Below are 12516 nucleotides of genomic sequence, written 5' to 3'. Positions count from 1 at the left end.
GATGTGGGTGGGTAAAGAGACAGAGCTACTGTGCAGACTTCGCGGACTCGATCGACTCGCGGGCCGCGCGCAGCACGTGCTCGGTGGTGAAGCCGAAGCGCTCGAAGAGTTCCGCGCCCGGTGCGGAGGCGCCGAAGTGCTCGAGGGAGACGTTGCGGCCGTGGTCGCCCGTGAAGCGGTGCCACGGCATCGCGGTGCCTGCCTCGACGGACACGCGTGCCTTGACCTCCTTGGGCAGGACCTGCTGCTGGTACTCGTCGGACTGCTCGAGGAACCAGTCGATGGACGGCATGGACACCACGCGGGCGGCGACGCCATCCTCGGCCAGCAGCGCGGCTGCCTCGACGGCGTACTGCACCTCCGAGCCGGAGGCGATGAAGATGACGTCGGGGGTCGGCGCGGTGGCGTCGACAAGCACATAGCCGCCCTTGGCCACGCCTTCGAACGCCTTCTCCTTCGTGCCCTCGAGCACCGGGAGGTTCTGGCGCGACAAGGCGAGTGCCTTCGGCTGCTCGCGGCCTTCCAGCGCGGCGATCCACGCAGCCGAGGTCTCGTTGGCGTCCGCCGGGCGGATGACGGCGAGGTCCGGGATAGCGCGCAGCGCGGTGAGCGTCTCTACCGGCTGGTGGGTCGGGCCGTCCTCGCCGAGGCCGATGGAGTCGTGGGTGAACACGTAGTAGCCGTCGATGCCGGACAGGGCGGCCACGCGGATGGCGGGGTAGAGGTACTCGGAGAAGATCAGGAAGGTACCGCCGTAGACACGGGTGCCGCCGTGCAGGGCGATTCCGTTCATGATGGCGCCCATCGCGTGCTCGCGGATGCCAAAGTGGAGGTTGCGGCCGTACGGCTCGGCAGTGAACTTGTTCGTGGTGATCGCCTCAGGGCCGAAGGACGGCGCGCCCTTGATCAGCGTGTTGTTGGAACCGGCCAGGTCAGCGGAGCCGCCCCACAGCTCCGGGAGCGCGGCCGCAGCGGCCTGGATCGCCGCCTCGGACGCCTTGCGGGTAGCCAGGCCCTTGGCGTCGGGCTCCCAGGTGGGGAACTCGGCCTTCCAGTTCTCCGGCAGCTCACGCGCGGAGAGACGGTCGAACAGTGCCTTGCGCTCCGGGTTGCGAGCAGCCCAGTCATCGAAGCCCTGCTGCCACTCCTCGCGCACTGCGGCGGAGCGCTCGGCGAGCGCGCGGGTGTGGGCGATCACGTCCTCTTCCTCGGGGAAGTCGACGTCGGTGTCAAAGCCGAGCTCTTCCTTGACCAGCTTGATCTCCTCGGAGCCGAGCGCGGCACCGTGAGCGGCACCGGTGTTCTGCAGATTCGGGGCCGGGAAGCCGATCACCGTCTTGAGGCGGATGATGGTCGGCTTCGCGGTTTCCGCCTTAGCCTCTTCGACGGCGCGCTCAATTGCTGCGACGTCCTCTCCGGACTCAACGGTGATGGTTTGCCAGCCGTAGGCTTCGTAGCGGGCGAGCACATCCTCGGTGAACGCGATCTGGGTGTCGTCCTCGATGGAGATGCGGTTGTCATCCCAGAAAAGGATGAGGTTGCCCAGCTGCTGCGTGCCCGCGAGCGAGGACGCCTCGGAGGTCACGCCCTCCTGCAGGCAGCCGTCGCCGGCCACGACGTAGATGAAGTGGTCGAACGGGCTCTGGCCAGCAGGGGCCTCGGGATCGAACAGCCCGCGCTCGCGGCGCGCGGCCATCGCCATACCCACAGCGGAAGCGAGGCCCTGGCCCAGCGGGCCAGTGGTGATCTCGACGTGCTTGGTGTGGTTGTACTCCGGGTGGCCGGGAGTCTTGGAACCCCAGGTGCGCAGCTGCTTCAGATCATCCAGCTCCAGGCCGAAGCCGCCGAGGTAGAGCTGCACGTACTGGGTCAGCGAGGAGTGGCCGTTTGACAGGACAAAGCGGTCGCGGCCGACCCAGTGCGGGTCGGTGGGATCCAGGCGCATGACGCGCTGGAAGAGCGTGTAGGCCAACGGAGCAAGCGACATAGCGGTGCCGGGGTGGCCCGATCCGCAGCGCTCAACAGCATCCGCAGCGAGGATCCTGGCGGTGTCCACCGCGCGCGTATCGGTCTGCGTCCAGTCGTCCGGGTAGCTCCGGACGGTCATGGCTTGAAGTTCCGGGGGCAGCGTCGACTGTGTCACAGTTTCCTCATTCATTGGGTTGGCATTACTTTTCCGCTCCGGCGATGGGCCGGGCACCCGTCTTAGTGTAGTCACCCGGCGGTGCGCCGTGTGCGGGCAGTGTATTTTGAGTCACTGCGGTGAGCGTCCACCAATCCGCCCACACCGGCCGTAAGGAGTGCGTGTCCGATTGGGCGCAGTGCAAGGTTAGGGCTAACATCATCCAAAGGAATGATACGGGTGGCAAAACCGCAGGACGCTTGCGAGCGTATCCCAACACGGCCGCCCACGAAGCAGTTGCGCCGACGGCGGCGCGGACAACACGCTGTAAGGAGAAGTTTTTGGAGACCGTGAAGGCGTATTTCGCATTGACGAAGCCGAGGGTCATTGAACTTCTCTTGGTAGCCGCCATCCCCGCGATGCTGCAGGCAGATCGCGGCACCGTCCACGTGTGGCTGATCCTGGCGACCCTGCTCGGTGGATGGATGGGTGCGGGCGCTGCCAACGCCTTCAATATGGTCGCTGACTACGACATTGACCAGAAGATGGGTCGTACACGCGCGCGCCCGCTCGTGCGCGCCAAGGTGACCAAGCACCGCGCTGCGGTATTCGCCTGGGTCTTGCTCATCGTCAGCGTGCTCTGGCTCGGGCTCGTGTGCGGGTCATGGTTGGCAGCGCTGTTCATCATCTTCACCAACTTCTTCTATATCTTCATCTACACGAAGTGGCTGAAGCGTAAGACCTGGCAGAACGTCATCTGGGGTGGCGCTGCGGGCTGCATGCCGGTCCTCGTCGGCTGGGCTGCGATCCGGGACAACGTGCACGACGGTTCACCGGACCGCTGGTGGCAGGCGATCGTCATGTTCCTCATCATCTTCTTCTGGACCCCGCCGCACACCTGGGCGCTGGCCATGAAGTACAAGGACGACTACGCCCGCGCAGAAGTCCCGATGCTGCCGGTGATCGCGTCCCCGCAGGAGACGACGCGCCAGATCGTCATCTACTCCTGGTGGACGGTCATCGTCTCCCTCGCGCTCGTCCCGGCGACGTCCTGGATCTACCTCGTCGTGGCGGTGGCGTCCGGTGCCGCGTTCCTCGTCATGGCCACGCGCCTGCACAACGGCGTGCGCCGCGGCGAGAACGTCAAGCCGCTTAAGCTATTCATCCTGTCCAACAACTACCTCGCCGCGCTCTTCCTCGGCCTCTCTGTGGACGCCGTGCTCGGCCTGCCGACAATCGGCGGCCTCTTCTAAGCGCGCAGCAGCACACTCCCAACGCGCTGGGCATCCGCGAGCGCCTCGTGCGCGGCGTCCGCCTCGGCGAGCGAGAACACCCCGCCGATAGGGAAGCGCAGCGTCGCATCCTCGACGGCACGCGTGACCGCTTGGGACCGCAAGCGAAACTCGTCCGCAGTGCGCGTGTACCAGTCCAACGAAGGGGCGGTAAGGAACAGCCCCCCATGCTCGTCGAGTTCGTTCAGGAGCGCGTCTGCGCTCCTCCCAGCCGCGAGCACCGAGCCGCCGACGGCGCAGATCAGGCCAAGCGGTCGGCAGGCCTGCAGCGCCAGGTCGAAGGGGTGGAGCGCCTCGGGCAGAGGCGGTTGTGACGCCTCGATAACGACGTCGACGCCGCTGCCGCTGTTGGCCTCGCAAATACGTTGCGCCGCGTCAGGGAAGTAGCGGAAGACGCCGGTCGCGCCGGCGTCGTACGCCAATTCCTCCTCGTGTGCCGTTGAGACCACTGAAAACACCGTGCCGCCCAATCCCGCTGCCAACTGAGTCACGGCGAGGCCGAGCTCGTCGCCTCCGCCTGTGACCACCATGGTGTCGCCGTCCGCGGTGTCGCGGACGCCGTAGAGGAGTGCGTGCGCCAGTATGCCGGGAGCGAGCATGCACGCGGCGACCTCATCGTCGATGGATTCCGGGACGGCGGCGATCCGGTCCCGGTGGACGACAACCTGCTCCGCGTACGCTCCCTGCGCGTCGCAAAAGGCGACGAGCGTGCCAGCGGCGATCTCACCGACAGGGTCGTGAGCCACGCGCCCGCATCCTGCGGCACCGGGGATGCCGGTGCCAGGGGCGGGAGTGGGGTCGCGTTGGACGTGGGCGTAGGTGACGTCGATAAGCACTTGCTCGGGTGTGGGAACTGGGGGATCGACGCGAGTGAAACGGAACGGCCCGCCGGGGGAATCGCTGATGATGGCGTGCATAGCCAAAGCGTACCCCGGCGGGCGCGGTGTGCGTGGGAGGTTAGACGAGTGTGGGGAGACGACGCGAACTGTGCGCCCACAGGAAGGCGGTAAACGCGACGACGGTGGACGACATTGCGATGTGCGCCGGGATGGTCCAGCGCGGGACGCCGAGCCTGAACTGGATGACGCCGATCGCCCACTGGACCAGGATGAGCACGATGAGGACGAGGGCGGTGCGCATCGCGTCGCTCGGCGCCTTGTGGCGGCGCAGCATGTACACGGTGACCAGCGTGGCAATGAGGTAGAGGTACAGGCAGATTGCGTGGACGTACGCAAGGACCCTGGTGTCCATCTCGAGGCGGCCTTCCAAACCGGCGGTGGCGTCGCCAGCGTGCGGACCGGAGCCGGTGACCATGGTGCCCGTCACCAGGACGAATACTAGCGCGATGGCGGCGATGATTGCCCAGGTCACGGCGGCCTTGGGGACGCGCCTCGTCGGTGCGACATCATCCGGCTCCGCAATGCGCATGTAGAGCACGGCGGCGACGGCGACCAGCACCATCGAGGGCAGGAAGTGCACGGCGACGGCCCACCACTTCAGGTCCAGGAGGACGGAGATGCCGCCGATGATGGCCTGCAGGACGACGCCGCCGAGTGAGACGGCCGCGAGCGACTTGATACCGGAGCGACGTCCCGCGCGGACGACCGCTACGAGGACGGCGATGGATGCTGCAGCAACGACGAAGGTGAGCGTGCGGTTGCCAAACTCGATGAGCTGGTGGATCCACGGAGCCGACCCCGCGACAGGGACGAGCGAGCCCTGGTGGCACATCGGCCAGGTATCACAACCCAGGCCGGAGCCGGTGACGCGGACGAGCGAACCTGTGACGGTGATGCCGCCCTGGCACAGCAACAGGATCATGGCCAGAATGCGCTGCACCTTGAGCGATGCCCCCTTTGGTGCATCCACGGCCTGTGCCGAATCGCTGGTGGTGTGGCTGGAGTTGTGCTCAGTCTGGGGAGACCCCAACTGCGGAGAAGACACGAGACGCGCTCCCTTTCACGTGTGCAGTTTTGCAGTGCAACTTTAGTTTGAGAAATGACTGCTTCAGCTTAACGCATGACGCCCCAAACTCCGAGATCCGATTGGGCGTGGAGCGAGTTGAGCTCCGCAGCGGTGCGCCACAGGAGCTACCCCTCGAAGCGGAACCAGCGGGCCGCGGCCGCCATGGCCGCCCCAGCCCAGCACACGAGCGACAGCCACGCCTGCCAGTGGAAAGAAAGCTCGAGCGCCTTGGTCAGGGCGCCAGCGAGCGCCACCGTGGGGACCGCGTTCCACCAGCCGGCGTCTCCGACGTCACCGCTGTACTGCACCCACCCGAGCACGCCCATGAGGACGAGCCAGATGAGGTTTGCCAGAGCAAGGACCAGCTCGGAGCTGAGTGTGCCTCCCATGAACAGTCCCATTGCTGTGAACGCGGCGACGCCGACCAGCAGGGTGATCAGGCCGCACAGGGCGCCGAGCGCACTGACGCGCCATCCCAGCGCAACGGCGAGCGCGCCCAAGACGACGATCTGCACCGCAACGGTGGCCAGGACGCCGATGATTTTTCCAGCGATGATGGTCCACGGCGGCACCCCGGAAGCGCCGGTCCGCTTCAGCGCACCGTAGCGGCGGTCAAACGCTAGAGCGATGGCCTGGCCAGTAAAGCCCGCGCTTGTGGTGGCGACGGCGAAGACCATCGGCACCAGCTGGTGGAAGTCGGTATCGCCGAAGACCGGAACGATCGCTGCCGCCACGAGCAGCGCCGCAGGGATGACCAGGTTGAGCAGCAGCTGCTCACCGTGGCGCAGCATGAGCTTCGCCTCGATCCGCCCTTGGGCGACCGCCATTGCGGCCACGGAGGCGCGCTGCGGGCGGGGAGTAAACGTGCCCGGCGCGAGCTTGGGATTGGGGGCTGGACCGTCCTGGGATCGGTGCAGCTGTGCATCATGGGCTGTCGTCATGGTGTACCTCCTTCAAGTTTTCAAGTAACGGTCTGCGCTAGCTGCGCAGCTCTCGGCCGGTGATGTCGAGGAAGACGTCCTCAAGGTTTCGATGCGACACGCTGAGTTCGCGCAGCAGGACATCCTGCTGGGCCGCGGCGTGCGCGATGGCCTCAACCAGCTGGGGGCTGCCGTCGCCGCGCACGCGGTAGGAGAGCGGCCTGACGTTTTCCGCTTCCCGGTCCGCAGCGCCGAACCCGCGCAGCGAGTCGTTGAACGTTTCCAAATCCAGCGCTTGCGCGGTCCCGAACGATACGAGCGGGTAGTCCTCGTGGGAGGTGAGCTCCGCCGGCTCGCCGGTGGCAACGACGCGCCCCCGATCCACAATGACCACGCGGTCCGCCAGCGATTCGGCCTCGTCCATCAGGTGGGTAGTCAGCACGATCGTGGTGCCATCGCGCTTCATCGCATTGACCAGCTCCCACACCGCGAGCCGGGACTGCGCGTCCATGCCTGCGGTGGGTTCGTCGAGGAAGAGGAGCTCGGGCCTGCCGATAATGGCCAGGGCGAGGGAGAGTCGCTGCTGCTGCCCGCCGGAAAGTCTGCGGTACGTCGTTGACGCTACCCCCTCGAGCCCGAGCAGCTCGATGAGCCAGTCGGGGTCGTGCGGGTCCTCGTTGTAGGACGCCGCGAGGTGCAGCATCTCCCGCACCTTGACCCCGGAGTATGATCCGCCGCCCTGGAGCATGATGCCGATGCGGTCTCGAACCCGCTGTGGCTCGGTCGCGGGGTCGTACCCTAAGACTCGGATGGACCCGGAGGTCGGCTGCGTGAACCCCTCGCACATCTCGATGGTGGTGGTCTTGCCCGCCCCGTTTGGCCCCAGCAGCGCGAGAAGCTCGCCGCGTCGAGTGGTGAATGAGACCCCGTCGACTGCGCGCTTGGGCCCGAATTGCTTGACTACCTCGTTGAGCACGAGGGCTTCAGGTTCCATGCTTGGCATGGTTGGTTAGTGTAGACCTCTCCCGGCCGTACGGCGGTACCAGAACCACGCTGCGGCGCACATGACCGCAAACCACACCGCGGCAGCGAGGTAAATCGTCGCGACGGTCCCCGGCGGCAGCGCGAGCCCGCGCGGCAGTACCAAGAAGCTAAAAAGCGCAGAGTAGATCGCGACGGCAGCCCGGAAGAAGAAGCGATTCGCCCACGCCGCGAGCGGCAGGATCCCCCAGAGCGGATACCAGGGGTGAACCACTGGGAAGAGCAGGACGAGGACGAGCGTTGCCACACCCAGCCCGCCGACAGGGTGGATGGAGCCGCGGAATGTCGCCCAGAGCATGCGCACGAGGAACGTGCCGGCCACGAGGAGTCCCACTCCGCGCGTGATGCTCAGGATCGCCTCCGTGTGATCGCCCAGCTGCAGCAGCATCCCCGTAACACCGCTGATCACGCCGATGTCCGTGGTCAGCGACAGCCAGCTGCGGATCGTCGCCGCGCCGCCTTGCCCGGTGACCCACCCAAGCCCGATTCCGGTGAACCAGGAGATCAGCCCAGCCGTCACCGCAAGGCACCCCGCCTGGACGAGGGCCGCGGTGCAGATTGCGCTTATCGACGCCCGCTTGCCCCCACCTCGCGCCCACACCCGCGCCAGCGCCATGCCCGTAAACCCGAGGGCGATGAACCCGGTGACCTTGACCAGCCCGCCGCAGGACAGGAGCGCCCCCGAGAGGAGGAACAGCGCCCACCCCCGACGCCGCTGCCCGCCGGCCGCAAGCGCGTCGATGCCCCGTAGCCCTACCTCCATACCGACGAGGAGGAACCCGAGCATGATCGACTCGTTGTGGATGCCGGCAATGAGGTGCAGAATTGCCAGAGGGTTCAAGACCCCCAGCCAGAGTGCGGTCGCGCCGTGGACGCCGCACCGCCGGGCCAGCGCGCGGATGCCCCACGCCGCGGCCACCACGCCCGCGAGCGACAAGACGCGGTGGCACAGAACCCCGAAGTAGATCGAGTCCTGGGTGATCCATGACACCGCGGAGGCAATCCCGAGCGCAACGGGGCCGTACGGGCTGGGGGAGTGTGCCCAAATGAACGGGACGGATCGGGCGAGCCGGTCCTCGGTGCCCAGCAGCTCGACGGGGCCCGCGGCGTAGGGGTCCAGCCCTTGCCGAACGATGGATCCCTGGGCGAGGTAGGAGTAGATGTCCTGGGTGAACAGGGGCGCGGTGAGCAGCAGAGGCGCCGCCCACACAAGAAAGGTTCGAAACACCACCCGGGCGCTGATTCGCGCGTGATTGGATCCGGCACCGACAAACGGCCCCATGAGCAGCCACGCGACCACGAGGCAACCGACTCCGATGAGCACGAGGGAGGACGAGGCTTGCAGCATCCTCCCCATAAACGCGCCGCCGGGGAGGTCGAACCAGGGGTTGTCCACCACGGGCAGCGCGCCGCCGCCCAGCCCACCGAGGCCGATCAGGAGCGTGCCGACCGCACCCAACCAGCGAAGGAGTGCGAAGCGGTTGAGCTCAACGACGGACGCGCGAACCCCCTCGTCCGAAATCCCAGCGCGGTGCAGCGCGGCTGAGCGGGAGCCGGGCGCACCGAATCGGGGCAGGGCGTCGACAAGCGTGGACGGCCGCGTGGTCTCGGGGGTGTGGCGTGCAGGGGTCACATCACGCATTCTAAGGCCCGGGTGCTCGAAGAGCGGCAATGCTTTGCGACACGCTGGGGACCCGCCGCAGCGGAAATATTTTGGAAACACTAGTGTTGTGTAAAGGCGAAAGGATCGTCCTTTTGTCACCGGAATTCGCGGAGACGTCGAGCGACACGGAAGCTGAGGTGAAGCAATGGCCGAGCAGCACCACGCTGCGGGGAGCGATACCCGCGGCGAAGTCATGCGCGCGCTTCTCACGCTTGGCCCGGTGACCGCCACCGACATAGCCGCGCAATTAGGCCTTTCTGCCGCCGGTGTGCGCCGCCACCTTGACAAACTCATTGAGTCGGAACTGGCGGAGACGTGCGGTCCGCGCGCCATCGCCGGAGAAGAAGCGACGCGGGGGAGACCCGCCAAGCACTTCCGGCTCACTGACAGCGGGCGGCGCTCATTTGGCACACAATATGACGACCTTGCGGTCGAGGCCGTCGAAATGATTAAGACACTCGGGGGTGAGGCGGCCGTGCGCGATTTTGCCCGCGCTCGGATTGACAAGATCCTCCAGAGTGTCGACGGGGCCTCCGGGGCCCACACATCGCCGAAAGGAGACAGCGAGGCGGCGCGCACACAGGCTACCGTTGAAGCTGTCGCCGAGGTGCTTGATCAACATGGGTACGCGGCAACGGTGAGCGCCGTTGGCAACGGAATCCAGTTGTGCCAGCACCACTGCCCAGTCTCCGAAGTTGCGTCCGCGCACCCGGAGATCTGCGAGGCAGAGCACGAGGCGATCTCGGCTCTGGTGGGCAAACACGTGCAGCCGCTTGCGCTGATCGCAGACGGCAACGGCATTTGCACAACCAACATTCCACTCGCCGCTACCGCTACGGCGGCGGGAACCATAAACGAAAGGAGCGGAGACTATGACGAAAGCTAACCCCGCACCCGGCCTGGACAAGCCGATGAATGATGATGAGATCATCGACTCCATCGGCGCCTACAGCTACGGCTGGCACGACTCCGATGTGGCCGGCGCCTCCGCACGGCGCGGTCTGAACAAGGACGTTGTCAAGGACATCTCCGGGATCAAGAACGAGCCGGAATGGATGCTCAACCAGCGCCTCAAGGCGCTCGAGATCTTTGACAAGAAGCCGATGCCGACCTGGGGCGCAGACCTCTCCGACATCGACTTCGACAACATTAAGTACTACGTGCGCTCCACGGAGGAGCAGGCGGCCTCGTGGGACGATCTTCCGGAGGACATTAAGCACACCTACGACAAGCTCGGTATTCCTGAGGCGGAGAAGCAGCGCCTCGTCGCCGGCGTCGCGGCTCAGTACGAGTCCGAGGTGGTCTACCATCAGATCCGCGAGGACCTGGAGGAGAAGGGCGTTATCTTCGTCGACACCGATACCGCGCTGCGCGAGCACGAGGAGCTGTTCAAGGAGCACTTCGGCACGGTGATTCCGGCCGGCGACAACAAGTTCTCGGCACTGAACTCCGCTGTCTGGTCTGGTGGTTCCTTTATCTACGTTCCGCCGGGGGTCCACGTGGACATCCCGCTGCAGGCCTACTTCCGCATCAACACGGAAAACATGGGCCAGTTCGAGCGCACTCTGATCATCGTGGATGAGGACGCGTACGTCCACTACGTCGAGGGCTGCACCGCCCCGATCTACAAGTCGGACTCCCTGCACTCCGCGGTCGTGGAGATCATCGTGAAGAAGGGCGGCCGCTGCCGCTACACCACGATCCAGAACTGGTCCGGCAACGTGTACAACCTGGTGACCAAGCGCGCAAAGGCCGAAGAGGGCGCCACCATGGAATGGGTCGACGGCAACATCGGCTCGAAGGTGACCATGAAGTACCCGGCCGTGTGGATGACTGGTGAGCACGCGCGTGGCGAGGTCCTTTCCGTCGCGTTTGCGGGTGAGGGCCAGTTCCAGGACACCGGCGCGAAGATGACCCACATGGCACCGCACACCTCCTCGTCCGTGGTGTCCAAGTCCGTGGCTCGCGGCGGCGGACGTTCCGCGTACCGCGGCCTGATTCAGGTGAACGCGAACGCGCACCACTCCACCTCCAACGTGGAGTGCGACGCCCTGCTGGTGGACGACATCTCCCGTTCCGACACGTACCCCTACAACGACATTCGTAATGACCGAGTCACCCTCGGCCACGAGGCGAAGGTTTCCAAGGTCTCTGAGGAGCAGCTGTTCTACCTCATGAGCCGCGGCATTCCGGAGGAAGAAGCAATGGCCATGATCGTGCGCGGCTTTGTCGAGCCGATCGCCAAGGAGCTCCCGATGGAGTACGCCCTTGAACTGAACCGTCTCATCGAGCTGCAAATGGAAGGATCGGTGGGCTAACCCCAATGACCGTCTCTGTTGATCCCGTACAAAACGCCACCCCACACAACAACAAGGGTGACCTCTTCCAGTCCTTCACCGTCGACGACTTCCCGGTCCCGGGCGGTCGCGACGAGGTCTGGCGCTTCATTTCCCTGCGTCGCCTTCGTGGTCTGCACAACGGCAAGTTCGCTGACGCCGCAAAGGCGCAGGTAAAGATCGACGCCCCCGAAGCGGTCAGCGTCGAAGAGGTCGCGATTGACGACGATCGCCTCAAGGTGGTCGGCGGCGCCGTTGATCGCGTCGCAGCGCAGGCCTGGTCCTCTGCGAAGTCCGGTTACATCGTGTCCATCCCGGCCGATACCGAGCTGGACGAAGACGTGACCATCACCGTGACCGGTGCTGGGGAGGATGTCACCACATTCGGCAACATCCTGGTTGAATCGGGCACGCACTCCAAGGCGAACGTCATCCTGCGCTACGAGGGCACCGGTACCCACGCCGACAACGTGAACTGGCACATCGGCGAGGGCTCCCGCGTCCACGCGATTGTGGATGCGGAGTGGAACTCCGATGCTGTCCACATCGGACAGCAGTCCGTGCTGGTCGAGCGCGACGCCACGCTGCGCCACCACGTTGCAACGTTCGGCGGCGAGGTCGTCCGCATCACCCCGCGCGTGAAGTTCGCAGCGCCAGGCGGCGACGCGGAGCTGACCGGCGTCTACTTCGCGGACGCGGGTCAGTACATCGAGAACCGCATGCTCGTTGACCACTCCGTCCCGAACTGCCGCTCCAACGTCCTGTACAAAGGCGCACTGCAGGGCGACAAGCAGTCTTCGCTACCGGAGGCCCGTACCTGCTGGGTTGGCGACGTCCTGATTCGCTCCGACGCGAAGGGCACCGACACCTACGAGACGAACCGCAACCTGGTGCTCACCGATGGCGCACGAGCCGACGCGATTCCCAACTTGGAGATCGAGACCGGCGAGATCGCCGGCGCCGGCCACGCAGCGACCGTGGGACGCTTCGACGACGAGCAGCTGTTCTACCTGCGCTCCCGCGGCATCCCGGAGGACGAGGCGACCCGCCTGATCATCCGCGGATTCTTCAACGAGGTCCTCAACCAAATCCCTGTCGAGTCCGTCCGGGACGAACTCATCGCCCGCGTTGCCGGCGAGCTTGAGCGGAGCAACTCCTAAGCGCCCCAGCTACGTCG

At 65.7% G+C, this 12516-nt stretch carries 10 protein-coding genes; 4 read left to right on the top strand and 6 right to left on the bottom strand.

From position 1 onward, the window contains the following. Positions 1 to 25 precede the first annotated feature (25 nt). The gene (gene tkt / locus FPH17_RS00575; protein WP_154878573.1) at positions 26 to 2107 is read right to left on the bottom strand and encodes a transketolase; all 2082 of its coding nucleotides are present in this window, start codon (positions 2105 to 2107) and stop codon (positions 26 to 28) included. 236 nt (positions 2108 to 2343) lie between these two features. On the opposite strand from tkt, the gene FPH17_RS00570 reads away from it, so the two are divergent. After that, entirely contained in the window at positions 2344 to 3375 is a 1032-nt protein-coding gene (locus tag FPH17_RS00570) for a heme o synthase (RefSeq protein WP_425277691.1), read from the top strand. Here the strand turns inward: FPH17_RS00570 and FPH17_RS00565 are convergent. The 5 genes from FPH17_RS00565 to mptB form a co-directional block, all read right to left on the bottom strand. Next, positions 3372 to 4331, bottom strand: coding sequence for a zinc-binding dehydrogenase (locus FPH17_RS00565; RefSeq protein WP_154878291.1), 960 nt, complete (start codon positions 4329 to 4331; stop codon positions 3372 to 3374). The two genes, FPH17_RS00570 and FPH17_RS00565, sit on opposite strands and share 4 nt — an antisense overlap. Before the next feature lie 40 nt (positions 4332 to 4371). After that, positions 4372 to 5235 (bottom strand): COX15/CtaA family protein, encoded by an 864-nt coding sequence (locus FPH17_RS00560; protein WP_154878572.1) that lies wholly within the window; start codon positions 5233 to 5235, stop codon positions 4372 to 4374. A gap of 269 nt (positions 5236 to 5504) precedes the next feature. Then, positions 5505 to 6206: an ABC transporter permease gene (locus FPH17_RS00555; protein WP_238397274.1), complete on the bottom strand. Its 702-nt coding sequence runs from the start codon at positions 6204 to 6206 to the stop codon at positions 5505 to 5507. A 151-nt stretch (positions 6207 to 6357) separates the two neighbouring features. Then, complete coding sequence (locus FPH17_RS00550) at positions 6358 to 7302, bottom strand: ABC transporter ATP-binding protein (protein WP_154878289.1); 945 nt, start codon at positions 7300 to 7302, stop codon at positions 6358 to 6360. Positions 7303 to 7308: 6 nt separating this feature from the next. Further along, positions 7309 to 8982 carry a polyprenol phosphomannose-dependent alpha 1,6 mannosyltransferase MptB gene (gene mptB, locus FPH17_RS00545; protein ID WP_167496749.1) on the bottom strand — a complete coding sequence of 558 codons (1674 nt, stop codon included), beginning with the start codon at positions 8980 to 8982 and terminating at the stop codon, positions 7309 to 7311. Positions 8983 to 9148: 166 nt separating this feature from the next. Here mptB and FPH17_RS00540 point away from each other — a divergent pair, with 166 nt between their 5' ends. The 3 genes from FPH17_RS00540 to sufD are packed head-to-tail and all read left to right on the top strand — an operon-like array spanning position 9149 to position 12499. Then, a complete protein-coding gene (locus tag FPH17_RS00540) occupies positions 9149 to 9889 on the top strand; it encodes a helix-turn-helix transcriptional regulator (protein WP_154878288.1) in 741 nt (246 codons plus the stop codon). Continuing rightward, entirely contained in the window at positions 9876 to 11321 is a 1446-nt protein-coding gene (sufB, locus tag FPH17_RS00535; RefSeq protein ID WP_095536175.1) for a Fe-S cluster assembly protein SufB, read from the top strand. The genes FPH17_RS00540 and sufB overlap by 14 nt, the downstream gene beginning before the upstream one ends. Positions 11322 to 11326: 5 nt before the next feature. Then, entirely contained in the window at positions 11327 to 12499 is a 1173-nt protein-coding gene (gene sufD / locus FPH17_RS00530; RefSeq protein ID WP_095276487.1) for a Fe-S cluster assembly protein SufD, read from the top strand. Positions 12500 to 12516 lie beyond the last annotated feature (17 nt).

It is taken from the genome of Corynebacterium gottingense (assembly GCF_007559235.1).
GTDB lineage: Bacteria > Actinomycetota > Actinomycetes > Mycobacteriales > Mycobacteriaceae > Corynebacterium > Corynebacterium gottingense.
Note: the sequence above shows the minus strand (reverse complement) of the source record. Positions and strands in the feature narration are given on the sequence as shown.

Excerpts from the sequence above, each read along its gene's own strand:
- tkt (WP_154878573.1), bottom strand. The coding sequence starts at position 2,107 with ATGACCGTCCGGAGCTACCCGGACGACTGGACGCAGACCGATACGCGC.
- mptB (WP_167496749.1), bottom strand. The coding sequence starts at position 8,982 with ATGCGTGATGTGACCCCTGCACGCCACACCCCCGAGACCACGCGGCCG.
- FPH17_RS00540 (WP_154878288.1), top strand. The coding sequence starts at position 9,149 with ATGGCCGAGCAGCACCACGCTGCGGGGAGCGATACCCGCGGCGAAGTC.
- sufB (WP_095536175.1), top strand. The coding sequence starts at position 9,876 with ATGACGAAAGCTAACCCCGCACCCGGCCTGGACAAGCCGATGAATGAT.
- FPH17_RS00555 (WP_238397274.1), bottom strand. The coding sequence starts at position 6,206 with ATGGCGGTCGCCCAAGGGCGGATCGAGGCGAAGCTCATGCTGCGCCAC.
- sufD (WP_095276487.1), top strand. The coding sequence starts at position 11,327 with ATGACCGTCTCTGTTGATCCCGTACAAAACGCCACCCCACACAACAAC.
- FPH17_RS00560 (WP_154878572.1), bottom strand. The coding sequence starts at position 5,235 with ATGATCCTGTTGCTGTGCCAGGGCGGCATCACCGTCACAGGTTCGCTC.
- FPH17_RS00565 (WP_154878291.1), bottom strand. The coding sequence starts at position 4,331 with ATGCACGCCATCATCAGCGATTCCCCCGGCGGGCCGTTCCGTTTCACT.
- FPH17_RS00550 (WP_154878289.1), bottom strand. The coding sequence starts at position 7,302 with ATGCCAAGCATGGAACCTGAAGCCCTCGTGCTCAACGAGGTAGTCAAG.